Source organism: Neobacillus niacini, assembly GCF_019749295.1.
GTDB lineage: Bacteria > Bacillota > Bacilli > Bacillales > Cytobacillaceae > Neobacillus > Neobacillus niacini_D.
Genome location: NZ_JACWFG010000011.1, coordinates 219,453 through 241,071, shown reverse-complemented (window position 1 = coordinate 241,071; position 21,619 = coordinate 219,453). Strand labels below are relative to the sequence as shown.

Sequence of the window (21,619 nt, the reverse complement as noted above, 5' to 3'; positions counted from 1 at the left end):
CTATTCTAAAATCCCCTTTAAACTAGCAGTATTTCCCTTTTTCTGTTTTGACTTTTTCCAAACCCTATTCATAATCAACGTGACGATACCAATTATAGCTGCAAGTAATATACTTATAAAAAATCCAAATCGGATACTCTTTTCAAAGATGGTGCCTGTGACAGCCGATAATAATAGAAGTAAGCCAATGGTTGACAATACTTTATCACCCATTTTTATTTCAAGTATTTTTAACGCTGAAATAATAATAAATGCCCAATTATACATTTGTAATATTCCAGCTGCCGTCGTAATGTATCCATAAATTTTTCCTGGAAGGAGCAACGCCGTAATGATAGAACCCAATAAACCTAATGTTGCCAATCCTAAAGATGGCAATGGGAGATTCTTAAGTTTTTTTATTTCTTTTCCAAAAAGCTTTGGAGCATCTCCATCCTTGGCCAATGTGACTAGTAAATTGGTTACAGCAAATAATGAAGCAGTCATTGTTGAAAATCCGGCAATAATGATTGCTCCATTAAATACATGTGGAAAAAAGGCCAGATTATACGCAGACATTGCTGTAACAAATGGACTTTCCTTTTGGTTTATGGCTTGATAGGACACCATGCTAATTGCCAAAATAATTGAAATAACATAAATGATTGTGAGAACGATTAACATTACCTTTCCTGATTTGGGTGCATCTTCTTTGTTCTTAAGCTGCATGGATAGAAGCCCTATTGTCTCAATTCCACCGTACGCATAAAAAGCGTATATGAGGGAAGACCAAAATGCTGTGTATCCTTCAGGAAAAATTGAATGAATTGTCTTGGGAATACCCGGTTGATTGTTTGGACTGCCATGAATCCACCCAATCAATGCAGCACAGGCTAGTATAATAAACATTAAAATAGCTGCAGTCTTTGCAATCGCAAGGATATTCTCAACTTTATTAAATCCTTTACTTCCTAATAGAACTACACAAATAGCTAAAATCGCATAGCCAGCAGCAAACATCCATAGAGGGATCTTTGGAAACCAAAATCGGGACAGAATGGATAGCGCAGTTAATTGACTTCCCATAATCAATATCTTGGAACTCCAATAATTCCAGCCGCAGCTAAATCCAGCCCAGCGTCCAAATGCTTTTCCTGCATAATAACAAAATGATCCTTCCTGAGGATCTTCTGACGTCATTTTCGCGAGAAAGTGAAAGACAATATAAGTTCCTATTGCCGCAAGTATAAATGAAAAGACCATTGACGGCCCTGTAATCTTAATCCCAATACCAGAACCAAGGAAATAACCTGTCCCAATCGTACAGCCAATTCCAATTAAAGATAATTGCCACCATTTTAACTGACCTTTATTCTCCCCTTTTGATTTTCCGCCCACTCCTGATGTACAAGTAAAATAATCCATGTTCACCCTCCTACTATGTTAGTATCCTTGAAATGCGCGTTAATCATGTAAGATTAAAATAACCAAAAAACAACAAACATGAGTATGAAACATGGAGAGATGTAAAAAATTAATGAGAGGGTTTGAAATGGGTAACCCTAAAGATGTGCTCAAAGAAAGGCGGCACTGATAATGAAGAAATTTTCATACACGCTAAGGAGGGCAACGATGGGAATATTAAGTGGCAACCCTAAAGAAGAGCCTTTACATTACGGTGAAGTATTTGATTTATGGTCATCATTACTAGCAGGAAATGGCATGATTGCGGGATATAAAACCATGCTGAATCATGCAGGTGATGAAGACTTGAGAAAGCTGTTAGTGGAAGCAGTGGAGATTTGCCAACAGGAAAAGAGGCAATTAGAAGAATTATTAAAAGAAAATGGCATTGGCTTGCCACCGGCTCAGCCAGAGCCTCCTGAGGCATGTCTAGAGGATATACCTGTAGGAGCTAGAATCCCTGACCAGGCAATTGCAGCGGGACTTTCTGCAGATATTGCTGCCGGGCTCGTCTTATGCAGTCAAATTATCGGTAAATCAATTAGGGAAGATGTAGCTATGATGTATGGACAGGTCCATACACAAAAAGCAGCACTAGGTGCAAAAGTTCTTCGTTTAAATAAGGAAAAAGGCTGGCTGATACCTCCTCCATTACATCTAAATAAACATGGAGATTGTTAGTTAATTAAAAAAGTGACAAAAAAGGATGAACACACTATGTGCTTCATCCTTTTTTACATTATCGATTTAAATCACTGATACCAGGGCTATGTTCATTTGGCATTTCAGGCATGACTGGAACTGGATAACCTTGTGGCGGTGGTACTACCTGCAAGGTACCAGAGTCTCTGCTCGGTGATTCACCTTGGAATATCGTACCAATAAGCGTTTCATCTAATCGGAAATTAAATTGAGCATTATGGAAGCCCATTTCTACATATTTACGGCACTCAGGATACTTATTTATGTCATAGTTTGGAACTGGGAAGATTTTTCCCCAATCCACACCTAACGTTTCCAGTGCTTTAGCAAATGCATTTTGGTGTGCATTATCGCGGACAATTAGGAAAGCTAACGTTTCTCTAAAGGTTTTATTTGAGCTCATTTCATAAATCCGAGTTTTTTGCAGGACACCTGTTGATTCTAATACGACATTATCCAATAAATCACTAATTAGGTTTCCATGGCTGTATACATAGTTTCCATTCCAAGGGTTTCCTGCAGCATCTACTGGAAGTGAACTTTGAGCACCCATTATGTAGTGATGCGGGTTTGCATATTCTTTTACTGCTTCTTCTAGAGGAGCGCCCATTGTTCCCCCTGCCCCAACTGCCTCTTCTCCCGACCCATTCAGGAGTTGATTGATGGTAGTTTGAACGAGTTCCACATGGCTGATTTCCTCAAGGAAAATCCCTCTGATTAAATCACGGTATTGCTTTTGATTACCTCTGAAGTTTGAGCTTTGAAAGAAGAATTGCATCATCGTACGCATTTCACCAAATCTGCCGCCCAATGTTTCCTGAAGGACTTTTGCTGCGGCTGGATCCGGTTTATCTGGAACAATCAAATTAATTAAATCTTCTCTATAGAAATACAATCTATTACCTCCTAAATATTGAACTATTACTCAGTTAGTTTCCCCCCGCTATCCCCGCTTATTCGAAAAAACTTGTCCTTCAATTTGGTGCAGGAACATATACTGTTGAAATAATAGTAAAATTCTAGGAGGAGACCATGTTTAATCTTATTGAAAAAGCAGTATTAGGAATGGCATCATTAAGGATTTTATCTGGATGTATCGAAATATTTGCAGCTTATTTGATGATACGTTTTAACACCATCGAAAAAGCACTCATGGTGAACAGCTCACTTGCCATCGTTGGACCTGTTATCTTAATTTTAACCACTACAATTGGCCTCTTTGGGATCATAGGGGATATTTCTTTTGTTAAAATAGTATGGATATTCATAGGTGTATGTTTTATTTTTATTGGTGTAAAGTCTTAAATCTTTACCTACATATTTCTAATCAAAAAAATGGCTGAAAGTTTTCAGCCATTTTTTACTCTTCCTCTTGATTGTGTTCATTTTCTTTTGTGTCCTCTTGGTAATGTTCATTCAAATAAGGATTCTCAGTCGTAGCAAAATGAACCGAGAGCAAACTCATTTCCGGATCAAGTCCATAAAATCCTTTTTCGGCCTTCTTAACATTCTGCCCACTTTGAAATTGAGGTTCTTTTTCATTACCTTCCATCACCATCACATCTCCTATTCCTCTAATGCCTGCTTCAAATCATCAATTAATGCATTTGCATTTTCAAGGCCAACTGCCAGTCGAATAGTACCTGGACTAATGTGTTCCTTTACAAGTTTATCCTCGTTAGATAGGTGTTGCCCATGTGTTATCTATAACAGTTCGGATTCCCAGTGTTTTCGCTAATTTCGCTAACTCATCAAGATTAACAACTCGGAAAGTTAAATCTGTAGGGCTTTCTAGGTAAATCAATTTGGTATTAGGTTGTATCGCTTCTTTAATCTCTTCTATCTTGGTGGAATAAATAACAGAATGACTGATATTGAACTTTCCTAAGTACTTTAAAAGCTCAATTGTAGAGTAATATAAATTACTAACACATAGGACATGCTCTCCACTTTTTACGCTATTAATAATTGAAGCACTTACTGCAGCCATACCGGATGAAAAGCATTTACAGGCTTCACCACGTTCAAGTGCGGCTATCTTCTTCTCGACAATTTCAACTGTTGGATTTGTCCCTCTTCCGTAAACATAAAAGGAGTGTTCACTTTGAAGGGCATCCGCTAAAATATCAAATGTTGGATAGGTAAATAAGGTATTATGAAAGATTGGAGGTACTACGGCACCTTCAAATCTTTCCCTGTCATCCTCAAAATGCATACATATTTTTTTGTCACTTTCGAAAGATTCATACTGTTCCACAGGCAAGTACTCCTAGTAATTTTATTATTAATAGTAATCCGAAAAGTAAGGGGTTTGCCTTTCAATGATATTCTCTAAAATTTCGAAATCCTGAGCATTCCCCTTTAATCGGGAAATGGCGGCCAAGTAAGATGGTCTCTTATAGCTTAGTAACATCGTTGTCAGTGTCTGTATGTCGAGAGAAATTGTTGGTACATCATTACTACGAACTAATTCCCCTTGACCATCACCGTTTACATATAATGTGAATGTTCCTTGATTCCACTCGAGCATTGGATCTTCTAGTATAAATGTTAACTGTATATCTGAACCTATTGCTCTAAAAGGATATTGTTCAATAAACTGTTTAACACAAACAATACGAGCCATAAAATAGGGAGAGATTGTTTCTTTAATATCTCCATCCTCCAGCCAAAAGGCTAATGGTTCATTCATGAAAATGTTACCTACAACCTTTGATACCATTGAAAAGTGGGCACCAATAAAATTCCATAGTCCAATCCTGGCTTCTTGATTCATATAAATCATCTCTTTTATATGAAGAACGTCCTCATATATCCAGTACAATAGATACCCTTGAGGCTTGTGTGAACTGTCATAATAAACCGCTGCTGTTAATTCATCTACATCCCATCTCCAATACTCATCCCACGCTAAGTCATTTCGAAGCATTGCAGCATGCATTTCACTAGAAAAGAGCTTGTATACTTGTCTTATGTCAGGATGTTCAATATTTAATCTTTCCACATAGCCAGGAACTTTCTTGATCTTTGGTAATTGAACATCTTTTACTTCAAAAGTCATCTTATCCGAAATAATCTCCCATCCTCTGCGTCGATAATATGGAATGGAATAGGGAAATAAATATGATATAGATTGTTTTCGCTGCTGCATTTCTGCTAACGCCTGCCTCATCAACTTATACATAAGACCCATATTTGCATATTCTGGATAGGTGCCTACGCCTGTCAGCCCTCCCATTTCGAATGATTTCCCAAATATATTTACTTGAAAAGGATAAACGGCGAGTTGCGATACAAGTTTTTCACCATCAAACCAGCCTAAAACATCCGCCTGGTCCAAAACCGGCTTTTTAGCTAGTGCTATTTCACGTTCTTCCCACCCAACCATTTGTAAATCCTTCTTGGTTACTTGAAAAACATATCGTAATAACTCATTAAACTGTTGAAAATGTTTAGTTTCCACTTTCCCCATTTTGAGCCTGTCTAGTCGACTCATACCCTTACCTCCAAAAATTAACTTCATTCATATAAATTCTAGTGTTTGCTTATCTGTGGATTAGAATTCCCCAAAAAAAGAAGCTGCTCATCTTTATGAGCAGCTGGTCAACTTAAGTCATTAATTTTATTAACCCAATGTATGGATTCTATTTCGCTATGAGGATGTTGATCCCCAATAAATTTCATAAATTCATTTTCTAGATCTGTTAGAGATAGTTCAAATAGATGTTGTTCCTCTTTTTTATACACACCAAAAGCAATGAGTTTGTTAATCAATTCCAAACGTCTACTTTCCACTGCTTTTCGAAGAATTTTTCCCATTTTCAACTCTCCTTTATGATTTGCTTAAAAAAGGAATAAAAAAAGCTCCTCTATTTTGCACATTAGCAAAATTTAGAGGAGCCATTGGTTGACCAATAGGCTTACTATTCAAATATTCCTTTTCTTACATTACCCACTTGTTTACTTGGTATTAAACTATAGTCTAAAATATACTTTGTAACATAGCCATTGTCAACGATTTTTTTAAATTTTTTGACTTTATTATAAAACCAACTTGACACATCGGAATTATAGGTATATCTTAAAGATACTAAATAGTAATACGCCGATTTGACAGCATAAGGCACCTCTCTATTATCAGGAGGTGTTTTTTTAATACTTACTTCTATTAAAGACAAAGGAGGGAGTTTTACAAATGATTGAACAATACCCTGTTTTACCTGGAGCTGAATCTTTTTTCTTTAAAGGAAATGAAATTGGAATATTAATTTCGCATGGTTTCGTGGGAACACCTCAGAGTGTCAGTTATTTAGGTGAATATCTTGCATCTGAAGGTTTCACAGTCTATGGAGTGAGATTAAGTGGTCATGGTACACATTATGAGGATATGGAAAGGTGCAGTTATCAGGATTGGATTAAAAGTATCGAGGACGGTTTCAATTTTTTACAACAATATTGTCGAGATATCTTTGTAATCGGACAGTCGATGGGAGGTACTTTAACACTTAATCTATCTCAAAAGTACAAAGATATTAAAGGAATCATGTTAATAAATGCGGCAATTAACTCCATTCCTCCGATGGAAAGGTATAAGAACAAACACATCCCCCGATTTGTTCAAGAAGGGGAACCAGATATAAAAGCCAAAAATGTTCATGAAATTGCCTATTTAAAAGCACCAGTACGATCCATTCATCAGTTATTTGCTCTGATGTCAGAAACCAAGGATAAGCTTCTCGAAGTTGCTTGCCCGGTTCTGGCATTCCGTTCAGAAGAGGACCACGTCGTTCCGCCTGAAAACACCAATTATATTTTGTCATCTATCCAATCAGAAATAAAAGAAGTGGTTCCGTTATATAATTCTTATCATGTTGCTAGCATGGATAACGATAAAGAGTTAATCGCTGAACAATGCAGCTTATTTATTAATAAACTTTTAAAGAATGTTTATAAAACCACAAGAATAAAACAACCTCGCCAGTAATACTTGGCGAGGTTAACTTTCTTATTTTTTTATTAAGTTTGGAGGTATTTCCCCCTGTAATCCAGTCACTAAATTAGTTGCCGCTGTCATGGCCATTTTAAATCGGGTTTCATAGGTGGCCGAGCCAATATGGGGCAGCGTAACAACATTATTCATGGAAAGAAGCGGGTTATCCTTTTTCACTGGCTCCTGAATAAAAACATCTAGTCCTGCACCATATATTTGGCCTTTTTGAAGCGCTTGAATCAAAGCATCTTCATCTACAGTTTTTCCTCTTGAAGCATTAATAAAAATCGCTGACTCTTTCATAAATTCGAATTCTCTTTTCCCCATCAAATTTACAGTATCTGGGGTTAAAGGTGTCATTAAGCAGACAAAATCAGACTTCTTTAATAATTCCTCCATTGAACAGTATGTAGCCCCATATTTTTCTTCCGCATCTTTGTTCCGGGTACGATTATGATATAAAATCTCCATATCAAATCCAAAATGTGCTCTTTTAGCCACAGAGGATCCAATGCCACCCATACCAATAATCCCTAACACTTTATGATGGACATCGACCCCAAACCACTTTTCTTCAAGACCTGATTCCCACTGACCGGTTTTAACCCATTGATTTAACTCTGGTATTCTTCTAGCAGTAGAAAGTATCAATCCCATAATGGTATCCGCTACTGTGTCATTCAGAACATCTGGAGTATTAGTCCCCATAATTCCCCTCTCTGTTAAAGCGATCAAATCAAGATTGTCGTATCCGACAGCTATATTGCAGACGATTTTCAAATGTGGTGCTTGATCCAGTAACTCTTTATCTACTTTTAATCCCGATCCTAATAGACCCTGTGCCTCCTGCAGTTCTTCAAGAAATACGGGATAGGTTTCTGAATCAATGTTCTCAAAATAAACAACCTCACAGGTGTCTGCAATAAAATCCAATACTTTCCTATCCACTTTTTTATAAACTATTATTTTTGGCTTCATTGGTAAACCCCCCCTAATCGTTAAACTATCAATACTTCATTATATAGTAATAAAACCTTTGGATAAACAAATACTGAAATAAGTTCACCATTATCACACTGATTTAAAACCCATAATTGTATAGTTATGCAGAAAATTTGAATGTTACATAATACCATGATATAATAATATTATGTAACATGAATTAAGGAGAGTTTTTATGGAGTATGTTGAAGCTCTAAGGGACATCAAGCAGATTAATTTAATTAAAAAGTATTTAAAAAAGCATTCCGAGCGTGATTATCTTCTTTTTGTTTTTGGAATTAACACGGGATTGAAAATCACCGAAATGCTGGATATCAAGGTTGGCGACGTATTAGAAAAAGAAGGCAGTATAAAGAATTTTTATTCCTATCCACATCATGAAACGATGAAGGAAATTTATCTAAATTCTAAAGTTAAGCAAGCTATTCTCCACTATGTTCAAAATGAACAATTAATTATTGAAAATTATTTGTTCAAATCAACCAAAACCGACAAACCGATTACTCGCCAGCAAGCCTATCGAATTATACATCAGGCTGCAGAGGCCATAGGAATCGAAGGTAAAATTGGAACGAATTCCCTTCGTAAGACCTTTGGTTTTCATGCCTATAAACGTGGAATTGCTATTTCCATTCTGCAAAAGCATTTCAACCATTCAACCCCTTCAGAAACACTAAAATACCTTGGAATTTCCAAAGATGACAAAATCAGAACTGAAATCGATGTCAACTTATAGGCAGATACACCCTTATCCATGTACAAATTAATTGAGGAGGAATATAAAATGAATATTCGCGAAATCGAGCTCCCAGGTATTGGGAAGAAATTTGAGGCCATCACAAATAATAAGGATAAGTTAGTTGTTATCATTCACGATGATGGAAGAAGAGACATTTATCATTTTGATCAGGAGGATTACGAGGAAGCAATCGCTAGTACTACCTTCAATGATCAGGAAGCAAGGCAGATTGCAGCAATTATCGGCGGGATGACTTATGCTCCCAAGGCATTAGAAACCATTGAAATGGCATTTGATGATCTAGTCATTGAATGGTTTAATGTAGAGCCTAATGCCCATGCAGTTAATCAAACCATAGGTGATCTAAATATTAGACAATCCTATGAAGTTAATATTATTGCGATTATTAAACGACAGAACCATAAGAAGATTCATACTCCTGGTCCTGAAACGCTCCTTGAAGAAGGAGATACAGTTATCGTATCTGGACAGCGCAATCAAGTTAAAAAGATTGTAAAAGAAGTTCTTTCACGAAGGGATGGGTGATACTAGTGACAAATCATTTAGTTTTCGAAGTCGGTACAGCGTTGGTTTTAGTCGCCATTACAGCATTAATAGCAGGAAAATTAAAGTTTTCCATCATCCCCTTTCTTATCCTCTTAGGGATGGCCGTTGGTCCACATGCCCCACAAATCGGGATCATCGATCTAACCTTTATCGAAAGCTCAGAAATTATTGAGTTTTTTGGCCGCATAGGTGTGCTGTTTCTACTATTCTATTTAGGTCTTGAATTCTCAGTGGGTAAATTAATTCGCTCGGGACGTTCTATTGTAATTGGCGGTTCGATTTATGTAGCATTAAATTTCAGCTTAGGTATTATATATGGGATTATTACAGGTTTCCCAATAATGGAAACATTAATTATCGCTGGTCTTCTAAGCGTATCCTCCAGCGCGATTGTCGCAAAAGTCCTCGTCGATTTAAAAAGAACTGCCAATTCAGAAACAGAGCTAATTCTAGGAATTATTTTATTCGATGACATATTCCTAGCACTATTTCTCTCCGTTATGTCAGGACTTTTATTAGGTGGATCCACCACTGTTTTAGGTACTATTATTTCCGTTCTAATCTCACTAGGATATATGCTTCTATTTTTTATTATTGCCCGCAAAGGGGCACCTATTCTCAATAAACTATTAAACATTAAATCTAATGAAATATTTATTCTCGTCATCTTCGCATCTTTATTTTTTGTAGCAGGATTTTCTGAGAAACTCCACGTTGCTGAAGCCATCGGTGCTTTACTTTTAGGTTTAGTATTTTCTGAAACGGAACATCGTGAGCGCATTGAACATTTGGTTATTCCTTTTAGGGATTTCTTTGGAGCTTTATTTTTCTTTAGTTTTGGATTAAGTATTGATCCTTTCAGCTTAGGTGGAGCCGTTTGGCTTGCTGTTGGTGCGGTTATCCTCACAATATTTAGTAACTTTGTAGCTGGAATGATTTCCGGGAGAAAAGCTGGTTTGTCGTATAAAGCTTCCTCAAATATCGGATTAACAATCGTTTCTAGAGGTGAATTTTCAATCATTGTTGCTAATCTAGGACTAATGGGCGGCTTAATGCCCATCCTAAAACCATTTACTGCTGTTTACGTTTTAATATTGGCTATAATTGGTCCACTTTTAACAAAAGAGTCAAAGAATATATATACATTCTTAAACCGTATTTTCAAATGGGAAAAAGGGAAGTTACAAAAAAAGAGAATCTCTATTCCTAAGCCTGAAAATGAAAATAATAATAGCCCTGGTCTTTAAGAAAAAAGGTTAAGGGAGGTTTAATTGTGGGAATCGGGTTAGCGGTCATCTCGTTAACATATATTTTATTATTGGTCATGTCCTATCAGTTTTTTATATTCATAAATGAAAAGGATGACAAGCGCAGTTGTATCATTATTACCAAATCATATCAAAACGCCTATTCCATCCTGCTTTTTGGGATACTTGTCATTTATGCACTAGTAGTACTTCCCCATATTCATTTAGATTCACAAACCATTAGCTATCTTGTTCTGGCTAGTAAGTTTATGTCAATGGTTACTCTTGCTGGGAGCATTTATCTTCTAAGTAAAAAATTCAAATAAAATGTTATATTATTTAGACCAATAGAAAAGAATCCACCATTCAAATAATGAAATGGTGGATTCTTTTTCTACAACTTCGTTCTTAAGCTCCACAGCTCAGGAAAGAAGTGCTGGTCTAGAACTCGTTTCAAATAGGTTACTCCAGATGAACCTCCTGTCCCCTTCTTATGTCCTATGATTCTTTCTACTGTACTCATATGATTGAACCGCCATAATTGCTGTTGATTTCCAATATCGACTAGTTTCTCAGCCAGCTCATATAAATCCCAATATTGGTCGACATTACGGTAAACTGTCAGCCAGGCCCCTTCAACACTTTCGTTAGGTTCATAGTTTTTAGACAAATCGCGATGTAAAACATCATCATCAACAGGAATTCCACGTGCAACAAGTGCTTGGATGGCTGCATCATAAATGCTGGGTTTATGCAGAGCTTCAACCATTTTTTCATATAATTCTTTTTGATGTTTATACACTGCCAGGGTATGAGCATTTTTGTTTCCTAGAGCAAATTCAATCAGACGATTCTGGTATGATTGGAACCCTGATGATTGACCGAGTTTATCCCTAAACTCCAGGTACTCCGATGGTGTCAAGGTAGAAAGAACACTCCATGATTGTATCAATTGCTGCTGTATTCTCGAAACACGTGAAAGTATTTTAAAAGAAGGCTCGAGATCGTTCTGGAGAATATATTGAATAGCCTTTGTTAACTCATGAATAATTAATTTCATCCATAATTCACTTGTTTGATGGATGATAATGAATAACATTTCATCGTGGTGGCCAGAAAGCCGTTGTTGACTAGAAAGTATTTTATCAAGATGAAGATAATCGCCATAAGACATGGCTTTTTGAAAGTCTGTTTGAATATTTTTTTCTAATTTGTTATTTTCTTCTGAAGAATTCATCTTTTACTCCCCCCCCTTCTTTAACTCCTTATGCTACAACTTCTCTTTCATTCTTAAAATTTTTATATTGCTTTTCTATCATAATTGTCTTTAGTACTTGAACCGCTTCCCACACCTCACTATAAGAGGTGTAAAGCGCAACAGGAGCAAGACGAATAATATTAGGTGCTCGGAAATCAGGGATAATACCATTCTCTTTTAATGCCTTGCAGATTCGTGCTGCTTCTTTATGCTCTAGGCTAACATGACCCCCTCGGCGCACATCCTCTTCGGGATTCCCTATGCAAAAGCCCAAATGTGGTAACTCTTGCTCTATCAAGTCCATTAAAAATCGATTAATCTTTAATGACTTTACGCGTATATTTTCAATACCCGCTTGAGTAAAAATCTCTAACGCACCAATGAGAGGAGCAAGACTTAAAACATGAGGTGTACCAATTTGATAGGCTCCTGCTGATTCTGCCGGTGTTAAACTATGTTCCATATCAAACTGTTTCTCTTTCTTGGAACCAAACCAGCCGGCGAGTCCTGGACCCATTCCAAAGTGTTTCTTATTTACATACAAACCACCAACACTTCCTGGACCGCCATTCAAATGTTTATAATTACACCAATATGCAAAATCAACACCCCATTCACTAAAGGAATGTGGTATGGCACCGATGGAATGGCACCCATCAAAACCGATGATGATTCCTCTTTTATTCGCCTCAGCTGTTAGACGCTTTATGTCTAAGATTTGACCACTTCGATAAAGAACCGTCGGTAATATGATCAGCGCAATGTCTTCGGTCATTGCTTGGATAATATCCTCTTCTTCCAGGAAACGGCCGTTCCGACTTTTTACCTTAATTAGGTGTGTATCCGGATTAAATCCATGAATGCGAAGCTGGCTTTGAAGAGCATAAATATCAGATGGGAAGGTTAATTCATCAGCTAGAATTTTCGTTTTCTTTCCTTCTGGCTTATAAAAGGTAGCGACAAGTTGATGCAAATTTACTGTGGTTGAACCCGTCACAATCACTTCATTAGCAGAGGCTCCAACTAATGGTGCCATCATTTCTCCTAATTTTTCTGATAAGAAAAACCATGGGTGTTTCCCTTTTGTCCAGCCATCAATTCCATGTTCTTTCCAATCATTTAATGATTCTAATAGAGTTCGTTCTGCTCTTTTTGAAAGGAGTCCTAATGAATTTCCATCTAAATAAATGGTGTTTGGCTTTATGTAAAATTCCTCACGAAATTTATATAGGAGATCTTCTTTGTCCATTTTTTTTGCATCATTTACTGTTAAAGTCATACTATCCCTCTCCCCCATTTCTTCTATAATTCTATTTTACTCGGAAGTGAATTAAAAAATAGCCGCTATTAGAACTAAAAGCGGCTTTTTGTCTGGTAGAAATTATTTATTTATTCAAGAACAAGAAAATATTGAAGATGATTTGGTGAAAGAGCTGTAATAGCTTGAATACGATACCCGATACTTAGCAATTGTGATAATGTCTCAGCACAATTATCGCGAGGAGGCTCTATTGGTGCGTGGTAGCTTTTATATAAATGCAGCAGTTGATTATCACTCGTACAATGCAATAAAATCACATGTCTGCCAGTCCATGCCTGCCCTATCATTGGTGCTGTTTGTCTTATTCTTCTCACATGGTTACACCCTCAGTTGTTGATACAATAGTTTATGTAAGAAGTCTAGTCCATTGTTCTTACTGCAGTTTACTACCCTCGAAAAAAACCACCAATTCAGTTGCATTGGCGGTTTAGTCATACAAATAGATTCTCAAACTATTCCTGCCATTACCTTTTGCGGGGGCAACAATTCCATGAACCGTTCAAACGGCATTTCACAAGCTTGATATTTTTCGAGCAAATCAAGCATTGTAACTTGTTTTCTGACGATTTGTTCCTCATATACTCCATTCTGCAATAAGTATTCTAATTCCCGCTTATGAGGAGGACAATCTGTATATTCTGCGAGTTCTTTAATTTGTTCACGAGTTGCACTATGATGCAAATCAACATAATCCATGAGTAGTTCAGATAGAATTAGAGTTTGATTTAAAGGCAGATATGAAAAGGTTTCATTGTTTGTTGTAAGAATTACCTGATCATTACCGTTTAACCTATAGCGATATAAGACTCGATTGACAGTTTCCATGCTATTACTTGGGAAAATTCCTTGAGACTCATTATTAATATACTGAATACTAAGTGTATTTTGGTTAACTTCAAATTGAGTTAAGCCAAAGAATTCCATGGCATGTGACCACATCGTTTGTTTCCATACTTGAAGCTGCTCCTCTATATCACCACTCACATCTGCCTCGCCGCGTGGTGAGAATCTGCTGGCTCCTTTTTGAACAAGCTGTTCGTCGATGAACCTCGACACTTCTTGGTACGTATTTGCCCAGTTTGTATCCCCACAGCCAAATACAGCATATTGAACTCCATTCAATTCTCCTTGTTCTAATGTTTCTAGCCATTGAACAAACTTTCGTGCATTTTTTGGCGGTTTCCCATTATAGGAAGACGTAATGATTAACACTGCCCCTTCAGTTGGCAGCTTGTTAACGGCATCATCAAGTGCTGACAATTCACTTCTGATTCCATAACTGCTGGCCATTTCGGAAATTTCATAGGCGATTGCCTTTGCTGTTCCCATATTGGATCCGTAGAGGACTAGTAATGGTTGATTATTAATACCAATAATCGAAGAATTTGGGCTATTGTATATCTTTTTTATATGTGATGAATGGTTTTTATTAACAGCAACATCGTTATCTCTTTTATCTCTTAGTTTCACTTGCATGGTGAACTGATCTGGTTTAAGAGTCATCGTTTGTTTTATTTTCAAATGATAATTACTATGGTCAACTAAATTAAATTTTTGAAGAATCATCCCCAATAACAATGCAGCTTCATGCAGGGCGAACTGCATGCCAATACATGCCCGTTGTCCATTACCGAAGGGTTTAAAAGCATCGTGAGGTATTTTACTAGGATCCTTAAAGCGTTCTGGACGAAATTCCTCTACATCCTCTCCCCATGCCGTTTTATCACGGTGTAACTGTGGAAGGAGAATCGCTACATTTTGCTTCTTATTTATTTGATATTTTCCACCGATGACCATATCTTCTTTTGCATACAAAGTAAATTGCGGAGCAGTAGGATAAAGCCTTAGTGATTCATTTAAAATCATCCGAATATATTTTAATCGTGTAACTTGTTTGTACGTAGGAACTGTATCAGTAAAAATTTGGTCTACCTCTTCATATGCCTTTTTTAGTACCTCAGGGTTTTTCAGAAGTAAGTAAAGTGCAAATGACAATAAACCGCTGGTCGTTTCATGTCCGGCTATTAAGAAGGTAATGATTTGAAAACGAATATTTTCGTCGTCCAGCTTTTCCCCTGTATGAGGATCCTTCGCACTCAGCATCCTGGCGAGCATGTCAGTTTCACCTTGGTCACCTTGTTCTTTACGCTCGGCAATCAATTGATCTACTAAAGAAAACATGGATTGAATATCCTTCTCGAACTGTTTCTTCCTTTTATACAAGAGTTTATTTTGTACTGGCAGGCGTGTACTCTGGTGCATCGCTTCATCAAGGGAATTAACCATACTGATGATAAAAGGGTTATGGTTTTCTCTATAGAAGCTGTTAAATCTATATCCAAAACCGCATAAACCAATAGTGTCCAGTGTCAGTCTAGTCATGTCATCTGGTACATCGATACTCTCATTGTGATTCAAACGTTCCCATTTTTGAACAAGCTGCTGTGCAATGTCCACCATCATCGAGTGATAGCCTTTCATGGCTTGTTGACTAAATGATGGTACAAGAATGTTGTGCGCTTTTTGCCAGTTAGGCTCACTTGTTTTGCTGGTAAACAGCCCATCCCCTGAAAAGGCACGCACCTTACTTAAACCGCCTAAAAGGCTCTTGTCAAATTTCGAATCATTACAAACCTCGGCGACCAGTTCATGCCCGGAAAGGAAGATGGTTGAGAATCCACCATGGAATTCCATGCGAAAAATCGGGCCGTATTCCTCTGCAAGCTTACAAAGTGATAGTGTTGGTGATTCCTTATCTATTAACGGCAGGTTGCCAAGCGGACCAAACGTTTTAGGTTGTGGGATTGGCGTATAAATCTCCATAATACATCTCCTTTTTTTAATATTCTTTAGTGGTATGTAAACTACATCGTGTTATATATTATATGCCGAATGAACGCTCATTCATTTTTTATTCAGTATAATATCTTTTTTGATACATAGTCAACCAAATTATTAAAATATTTTAATTATTGGCTCTGTTATAACTGAAAGTTTATTTTACTGTGTTTGGAAAATAAGCGGATAATTTCCTTTTAAATTGGGAAATATCATTATTTCCTTAAAAATAGGCGGAGTTTTTCCGCTTATTGTATCCAATTCTTTGTAATTTGTCTTATTTAAAGCAGTTAAGCGGAATATCTCCGTTTATAGCTGTTTCTTAAGGTTCTCTATAAACAATAGCCGGAAATTCTCCGCCTATGAATTCTCAACCCTGCACGAAAATCAACAATTAATAATAACAGACCCTATTAATAAAAAACAAAGCGTGATTCCTAAGTGGATTCACGCCTGAACTTTTATCTTTTTTGCACTAGACCAAATTAATACTGGTATCAGAAAAAGTGAAAGGACCCCTCCTGCGATTGAAAGTACTGCGTAACTTGAATTCGCTACAACTACTCCAGAAAGTACACCTCCCGTAGCCCCAGACAAAGCAACCAATACATCTATTGTTCCTTGCATCTTGGCACGATTGGTACTATTCGTTGAATCTACTAGAATAGCCGTTCCGCTAATTAATCCGAAATTCCAGCCTAATCCAAGCAAGATGAGAGCCAAGGTAAGTAAAGGCATTGATTCACCTGGCGCCATGGCAGCTAGTACACCCGCTGCAAGTAAGGTAACGCCTGCTGCGATGGCCATGTATAGACGTCCAATCCTATCCACGAGGACACCTGTTAGAAGTGAGGGCAGATACATAGCACCGACATGGAATCCAATGATTATACCCACTTCACTTAAACCATGTCCGTGATTACCCATATGTACCGGTGTCATCGTCATGATGGCAACCATCACCAATTGCGTTAACACCATTAATGTTGCTGCGGTAAAAATTCCTTTTTTGTTCATCGTAAGTGTATTTATACTAACATCTGAAAAAACTTTGTTTTTTCTCTGTTCAACCGCAACTGCTTGTGCAACCACGAGCGGGTCTGGACGGAGAAGCACTAGAAGGATCATCCCTGCAAGAATATAGGCTGCTGCAGCTAAAATGAATGGTCCTGACAATGCGGGGACTCCAATTTTCATGGCAAAGCTGCCCATTACATCCACCAAATTAGGACCAGCAACTGCACCAAATGTGGTTGAAACCATAGCTATACTGATGGCTGTTGCTCTCTGTTTGGAATTTGCCAAGTCTGTTCCAGCATAGCGGGCTTGTAAGTTTGTGGCACCGCCAGATCCATAGATTAGCAGTGAGATAAAGAGCAGGAATATATTATTTGTTATCGCTGCGATGACTACGCCAATTGCTCCAATTCCCCCAGCAAGAAAACCCGCAGCCAGCCCCGACCGGCGCCCAAAACGCTGAGATAACCTTCCTACAAGAAGTGCTGACCCAGCAGATCCAAGGGTGAATAACGCTGTTGGAACTCCTGTGAAATTATCTGTCCCCAACATATCTTGAGCTAGAAGTGCACCCACCGTAATGCCCGCTGCAAGTCCGGCACCACCGAAAATTTGTGATAAAACGACGATAATCAATGTCCGTCGATATAATGCTTGCCGTTTTTCAGGTGAGTCAATGTAAGCCTGATACATATTAATAGCTTCTGAAACATTCCGTTTACCTGACATAACTACACCTCTCCATATTGCAACGTGATAGATACTGATTACTAAATCATACCATTTAAGGTTTTTACCGAAAACATTTTTATTTTCAATTATTTGACTCATGCAAAAAAAGCCGGTTCTCTAATCACGAACCGACTTTTTCGAATGGTTTTATTGTTGCTGTAATACCGTAATAGATTGTGGACTTGTCGTAACTTTAAAGCCTTGTTTGTTTTCCACTTCCGCTGATACGGTATACGTACCGTTAGGAAGATCTGCCTCCGGGTTCCACTCTAGGTGAATTTCATGCTCGTTTTCCACCACAATCGATTCAACAACCTTGCCACTTTCATCTTTAATACTTATATTCCAGTTTACTCGATTATTGGCGAACGCATTAATTCCCGCAGGAGTACTAGCATTTACATTTTTATATGGATAGACACTGAAATAGCTTACTAGCATATCTTCATTAATATATGAAGGATCTCCCCAAACGGTATAGCCATGGTTAAAGGCAACATCTGCACCTAATACGACAACACTCTTTGGTTCTTCTTTTACAAGTACGGATGTTTGTCCCTGCTCTAGCGCCATATACTTACCGTTATACCATATGATTGCACCATAAAAACCACTGCCATTGTCGTTATCCACCGCTTTGAAGGATATTTCAAATTCACCTTCTTTTGGCTGTACTTGAATATCAGATACTACCGGAGCAACAGAATCTACTTTAACTGGAAGCTTAATTTCTTGCGGTTTTGCATTCTTGTAATCTAGTGTTGTTTTTATAACATAGTGATAGCTGCCATCTTTGACTACTTGTCCATTTTTGTCCTTAACATCCCATAAGTAACCACCATTCATATAGTCCCCATATGACATAATATTCTTTCTGAACTTCCATGGCTTCCCAGTGTATTCACTAAAGTCACCTAAATATTGAACGAGTTGTCCATTTTGATCTTCCACGTACATTTCTGTTTTCTCTAAATTACGGAGTGTGGTGAATGTCGGGAATACTCCTGGAAAAATCGTGTTTGGAGAGATCACGATTCTGTCCGTATCGAATGTGCCTTTTCTAGGATCATAACCTAATGGGAATGTGCCTTCTGAGAATGGCTCATCATTCCAAAGCACCGTATATCCTAAGAAAGCATCTTTATCCCATGCAGCTGGATCTAAGTTCTGAGCTTGATCCCATTTACCATAGAAGCCCATATAAGGTACGGTTATTGGAACTGCCGAATCAATGTTTTTGCCAGTTGGCACAAGACGTACATACCCTTCGACAAATGTACCTTCCTTTAAGCTGGCTGGTAATGAAATCTGGATGTCTAAATTCTTTTCTTGACCCGGTTTAATCTTTAATGTCTTACCTTCTGTATGAGTTGCTTTTTCCCCGTTTACCAAAACGGAAGCACCCTGCACCCGCTTGCTAGTTAACGTTAAATATTCTTTAGAATCCAATGTTCCATCATTGTCCAAGTCAAATTCCTTTGTTTCTGTATTATCTGTCAATACATCAACGTAAACACTGTATTCCAGGTCTTTTACATCTACATTTTGTAGAGCTTCTACATTTAACTTGAAGTGAGCTTTGTTGCTCGTAATTTCTTTTAAGGCAACTGCTCCAGCTTGCTCCAATGGAGTTTTTTCACTAGTAACAAGAACAGGAGTTTTAATGGCATTTTTAATTTGCATTAAGCCAGATCCTTGTACACGCGGTGAGTACGGCACCTCATTATTGGTACGTGGGTCTTGTATAAATTGTGATGTATTCATTAAAGCGATTTTTGCTTTTAATGCTGTTTCCTTAGAATGAGATAAGCCTTTTTCATATAAAGCTTGCAGCAATAATGCTGAACCACCAGCTACATGCGGTGCTGCCATGGATGTTCCGCTCATAATTTCATATTCATTACCCGTAACCGTTGAATAAATATTACCTCCTGGTGCAGTAATCTCTGGTTTAAAATCCAATGTATGTGGTGTGCCATAAGATGAGAAATCGGATATCGTATTTTTATCAGGATTTTCTATATAAACTCCATTTGACATTTTCATATTTACACTTTGTCCACTAGTAAGCTTGTTAATTATTGCTTCTCCTGCCTCTTTACTTGTTGTTGCAGCAGGAATAAAAAATGAACTTAGATATACGTATGGATAGTCAGCCAATCCACTCGGCGGCACTAGGATAACTGCTTTTGCTCCTTTCTTTTGTGCTTCATTTTGTACATAAGTGTAGGTAGCGTATGGCTGATTCGGTTTGGCGACCACAATTTTGCCAGTCACCTCTTTTCCAACGAAATCTGCTGTTTTCCCTTCCCCAACATATACCAATTCATAGCTCTTGCCCACTTCCAGTACTCTTGAGAGCTTGAAATTATATTGAGTTTGGTCTTTATATGGAAGCTGCAAACCATTTTCCTCTGCTAATGTATTCATATGAATATTTGTATTTTCATAGGAAGCGACTGACAGGGCATAAGGACTTACACTTGGTTCTCCTACTGTCCCAATATCCGGGTTTTCTGAATAAGGTTTCGCTGCAGATTGTAAAAGATTGTTTTTTGTGCTGTAAGCGGAGTTTCCGCCAGCTACCACTACAAGTGTCCCTTGTTCAGTTGCTTCGCGTATCGATTTTTGAATTGGATCGTTCTCCTCTCCAACATATCCCGCATCAGAGCCTAAACTCATGTTAATGACATCTGCTCCCATTGTGACAGCATGCTCTATACCAGCAATAATATCATCTTCAAATGCACCGCCGCCATTATCAGAAAATACTTTTTCAGCTAATAGCTGCACTCCTGGAGCAACACCTTGTACGCCGTCATTTGCCTCATCCCCATTTGCCCCTACAGTCCCTGCAACGTGCATACCATGTGAAGATCCGTTTTGGCCGCGAGCAATGACATCCGTATCTTTATCGGCCCAGTCATATCCTGTAGGAACCTTGTCGTTGTACCATACTTCACTTACCTCGGTTTCAGCCAATTTACCTCCAATGCCCTCTTGTGTCCACTTTTGTTTCTCTTTTCCTTTTTCTGTTAGTTTCATATCTTGATGACTGTAGTCAATTCCTGAATCAACGATTGCAACAAGCAATCCTTCCCCTTCGTAACCATATTCCTCCCATACCTTTTGGGCTTGTACCAATTCTTTGCTTGCCCCCATAGAAGGCTGGAACGTTCTAGCGATATGTACATTTGTTACACCAGGTGTCGCTTGAATTTCCTTTAGATTACGAAACTCAGTTTCTATACTAAACCCGTTAAAGCTTTCATAGAAACGATTCTTTACTTTACCTGCAGTTTTATTTTTAGAAATTTGTGCAATTACATGATCTTGTTTTTGTTTAAACTTTTCCTTCTTGTTCTTTTTAGCTTCCCCCGCTGTGTCAGGCTGTTCTACCTCAACTATTAGACGGACCTTTTCATTAGGCTTATACGGTTTTGCTAAACCTTCTTTCTTTAAATCCTTATACCCAAACTGATCAGCCTCAGCTTCAGCAGCTTTTTTTTGTTCATCTAAGAATATTTTCTGCCCTTGTTTCACAATCTCCTCAACACTTGGAGCTGGAACTGGATTAGTACTATTTCCTTCCGCAAATCCTGTTGAAGTTAACAACATCGTTGCTAAGGCTGTCGTTGATAATACTTTAAACGGTAACCCTTTTCGCTTTTTCATCATTCACATTTCCCCTCATAGTTAATTAATATTTTCAAAATATTAACACAACTCTTATTTTAATTACTTTATAAACAAGAAGCTATTG

General features: G+C 37.8%; 19 protein-coding genes and 1 pseudogene. 7 read left to right on the top strand and 13 right to left on the bottom strand.

The genetic code is table 11. The annotated features are described in order from the left end of the window. Positions 1-1,404 (bottom strand): amino acid permease, encoded by a 1,404-nt coding sequence (locus H0184_RS14955; protein ID WP_221826736.1) that lies wholly within the window; start codon positions 1,402-1,404, stop codon positions 1-3. A 207-nt stretch (positions 1,405-1,611) separates the two neighbouring features. Between H0184_RS14955 and H0184_RS14950 the strand changes: the two genes are divergently transcribed. Then, positions 1,612-2,124 (top strand): DUF3231 family protein, encoded by a 513-nt coding sequence (locus tag H0184_RS14950; protein WP_221826734.1) that lies wholly within the window; start codon positions 1,612-1,614, stop codon positions 2,122-2,124. A gap of 58 nt (positions 2,125-2,182) precedes the next feature. Here H0184_RS14950 and H0184_RS14945 read toward each other — a convergent pair whose 3' ends face one another. Further along, entirely contained in the window at positions 2,183-3,040 is an 858-nt protein-coding gene (locus tag H0184_RS14945) for a manganese catalase family protein (RefSeq protein ID WP_221826732.1), read from the bottom strand. Between the two features lie 137 nt (positions 3,041-3,177). Between H0184_RS14945 and H0184_RS14940 the strand changes: the two genes are divergently transcribed. Then, the gene (locus tag H0184_RS14940) at positions 3,178-3,450 is read left to right on the top strand and encodes a YqhV family protein (protein WP_221826730.1); all 273 of its coding nucleotides are present in this window, start codon (positions 3,178-3,180) and stop codon (positions 3,448-3,450) included. A gap of 55 nt (positions 3,451-3,505) precedes the next feature. On the opposite strand, the gene H0184_RS14935 is transcribed toward H0184_RS14940, so the two are convergent. From H0184_RS14935 to H0184_RS14915, 4 genes are all read right to left on the bottom strand, one after another. Beyond that, a complete protein-coding gene (locus H0184_RS14935) occupies positions 3,506-3,697 on the bottom strand; it encodes a hypothetical protein (protein ID WP_221826728.1) in 192 nt (63 codons plus the stop codon). Positions 3,698-3,823: 126 nt separating this feature from the next. Then, complete coding sequence (locus H0184_RS14925; protein ID WP_221826726.1) at positions 3,824-4,402, bottom strand: PLP-dependent transferase; 579 nt, start codon at positions 4,400-4,402, stop codon at positions 3,824-3,826. A gap of 27 nt (positions 4,403-4,429) precedes the next feature. Continuing rightward, a complete protein-coding gene (locus H0184_RS14920) occupies positions 4,430-5,641 on the bottom strand; it encodes a GNAT family N-acetyltransferase (RefSeq protein WP_221826725.1) in 1,212 nt (403 codons plus the stop codon). A 107-nt stretch (positions 5,642-5,748) separates the two neighbouring features. Beyond that, positions 5,749-5,964 (bottom strand): Fur-regulated basic protein FbpA, encoded by a 216-nt coding sequence (locus tag H0184_RS14915; protein ID WP_221826723.1) that lies wholly within the window; start codon positions 5,962-5,964, stop codon positions 5,749-5,751. Positions 5,965-6,340: 376 nt separating this feature from the next. On the opposite strand from H0184_RS14915, the gene H0184_RS14910 reads away from it, so the two are divergent. Next, positions 6,341-7,129 (top strand): alpha/beta hydrolase, encoded by a 789-nt coding sequence (locus H0184_RS14910; RefSeq protein WP_221826721.1) that lies wholly within the window; start codon positions 6,341-6,343, stop codon positions 7,127-7,129. A 21-nt stretch (positions 7,130-7,150) separates the two neighbouring features. On the opposite strand, the gene H0184_RS14905 is transcribed toward H0184_RS14910, so the two are convergent. Then, positions 7,151-8,113, bottom strand: coding sequence for a 2-hydroxyacid dehydrogenase (locus tag H0184_RS14905; RefSeq protein ID WP_221826719.1), 963 nt, complete (start codon positions 8,111-8,113; stop codon positions 7,151-7,153). A 199-nt stretch (positions 8,114-8,312) separates the two neighbouring features. Here H0184_RS14905 and H0184_RS14900 point away from each other — a divergent pair, with 199 nt between their 5' ends. Genes H0184_RS14900 through H0184_RS14885 form a run of 4 tightly spaced genes read left to right on the top strand, consistent with a single transcriptional unit; the run spans position 8,313 to position 11,016 of the window. Further along, on the top strand, positions 8,313-8,873 hold the full coding sequence (locus H0184_RS14900) for a tyrosine-type recombinase/integrase (RefSeq protein ID WP_221826718.1): 561 nt from the start codon (positions 8,313-8,315) through the stop codon (positions 8,871-8,873). A 48-nt stretch (positions 8,874-8,921) separates the two neighbouring features. Beyond that, positions 8,922-9,422 (top strand): cation:proton antiporter regulatory subunit, encoded by a 501-nt coding sequence (locus H0184_RS14895; RefSeq protein WP_221826716.1) that lies wholly within the window; start codon positions 8,922-8,924, stop codon positions 9,420-9,422. 5 nt (positions 9,423-9,427) lie between these two features. Continuing rightward, the gene (locus H0184_RS14890; protein ID WP_221826714.1) at positions 9,428-10,690 is read left to right on the top strand and encodes a cation:proton antiporter; all 1,263 of its coding nucleotides are present in this window, start codon (positions 9,428-9,430) and stop codon (positions 10,688-10,690) included. A gap of 26 nt (positions 10,691-10,716) precedes the next feature. Then, positions 10,717-11,016, top strand: a complete 300-nt coding sequence (locus H0184_RS14885) for a hypothetical protein (protein ID WP_221826712.1) — start codon at positions 10,717-10,719, stop codon at positions 11,014-11,016. Positions 11,017-11,084: 68 nt separating this feature from the next. On the opposite strand, the gene kynA is transcribed toward H0184_RS14885, so the two are convergent. The 6 genes and pseudogenes from kynA to H0184_RS14855 all read right to left on the bottom strand — a co-directional run bounded on the left by kynA (position 11,085) and on the right by H0184_RS14855 (position 21,534). Continuing rightward, on the bottom strand, positions 11,085-11,927 hold the full coding sequence (gene kynA, locus H0184_RS14880; RefSeq protein WP_221826705.1) for a tryptophan 2,3-dioxygenase: 843 nt from the start codon (positions 11,925-11,927) through the stop codon (positions 11,085-11,087). A gap of 28 nt (positions 11,928-11,955) precedes the next feature. Continuing rightward, positions 11,956-13,227: a kynureninase gene (gene kynU, locus H0184_RS14875; protein ID WP_221826703.1), complete on the bottom strand. Its 1,272-nt coding sequence runs from the start codon at positions 13,225-13,227 to the stop codon at positions 11,956-11,958. 110 nt (positions 13,228-13,337) lie between these two features. After that, entirely contained in the window at positions 13,338-13,583 is a 246-nt protein-coding gene (locus H0184_RS14870) for a hypothetical protein (RefSeq protein ID WP_313771769.1), read from the bottom strand. Between the two features lie 154 nt (positions 13,584-13,737). Then, positions 13,738-16,095, bottom strand: a pseudogene (locus tag H0184_RS14865) (cytochrome P450); the annotation flags it as partial. Positions 16,096-16,554: 459 nt separating this feature from the next. After that, entirely contained in the window at positions 16,555-17,853 is a 1,299-nt protein-coding gene (locus H0184_RS14860) for an MFS transporter (protein WP_221826694.1), read from the bottom strand. 150 nt (positions 17,854-18,003) lie between these two features. Next, positions 18,004-21,534, bottom strand: a complete 3,531-nt coding sequence (locus tag H0184_RS14855) for a S8 family serine peptidase (RefSeq protein WP_260631589.1) — start codon at positions 21,532-21,534, stop codon at positions 18,004-18,006. Positions 21,535-21,619 lie beyond the last annotated feature (85 nt).

What these genes read in the sequence shown, in the direction of transcription:
- H0184_RS14855 (WP_260631589.1), bottom strand. Translation starts at nt 21,534, where the DNA reads ATGATGAAAAAGCGAAAAGGGTTACCGTTTAAAGTATTATCAACGACA.
- H0184_RS14935 (WP_221826728.1), bottom strand. Translation starts at nt 3,697, where the DNA reads ATGGAAGGTAATGAAAAAGAACCTCAATTTCAAAGTGGGCAGAATGTT.
- H0184_RS14920 (WP_221826725.1), bottom strand. Translation starts at nt 5,641, where the DNA reads ATGAGTCGACTAGACAGGCTCAAAATGGGGAAAGTGGAAACTAAACAT.
- H0184_RS14895 (WP_221826716.1), top strand. Translation starts at nt 8,922, where the DNA reads ATGAATATTCGCGAAATCGAGCTCCCAGGTATTGGGAAGAAATTTGAG.
- H0184_RS14900 (WP_221826718.1), top strand. Translation starts at nt 8,313, where the DNA reads ATGGAGTATGTTGAAGCTCTAAGGGACATCAAGCAGATTAATTTAATT.
- H0184_RS14950 (WP_221826734.1), top strand. Translation starts at nt 1,612, where the DNA reads ATGGGAATATTAAGTGGCAACCCTAAAGAAGAGCCTTTACATTACGGT.
- H0184_RS14910 (WP_221826721.1), top strand. Translation starts at nt 6,341, where the DNA reads ATGATTGAACAATACCCTGTTTTACCTGGAGCTGAATCTTTTTTCTTT.
- H0184_RS14915 (WP_221826723.1), bottom strand. Translation starts at nt 5,964, where the DNA reads ATGGGAAAAATTCTTCGAAAAGCAGTGGAAAGTAGACGTTTGGAATTG.
- kynA (WP_221826705.1), bottom strand. Translation starts at nt 11,927, where the DNA reads ATGAATTCTTCAGAAGAAAATAACAAATTAGAAAAAAATATTCAAACA.
- H0184_RS14940 (WP_221826730.1), top strand. Translation starts at nt 3,178, where the DNA reads ATGTTTAATCTTATTGAAAAAGCAGTATTAGGAATGGCATCATTAAGG.
- H0184_RS14905 (WP_221826719.1), bottom strand. Translation starts at nt 8,113, where the DNA reads ATGAAGCCAAAAATAATAGTTTATAAAAAAGTGGATAGGAAAGTATTG.
- H0184_RS14860 (WP_221826694.1), bottom strand. Translation starts at nt 17,853, where the DNA reads ATGTCAGGTAAACGGAATGTTTCAGAAGCTATTAATATGTATCAGGCT.
- kynU (WP_221826703.1), bottom strand. Translation starts at nt 13,227, where the DNA reads ATGACTTTAACAGTAAATGATGCAAAAAAAATGGACAAAGAAGATCTC.
- H0184_RS14955 (WP_221826736.1), bottom strand. Translation starts at nt 1,404, where the DNA reads ATGGATTATTTTACTTGTACATCAGGAGTGGGCGGAAAATCAAAAGGG.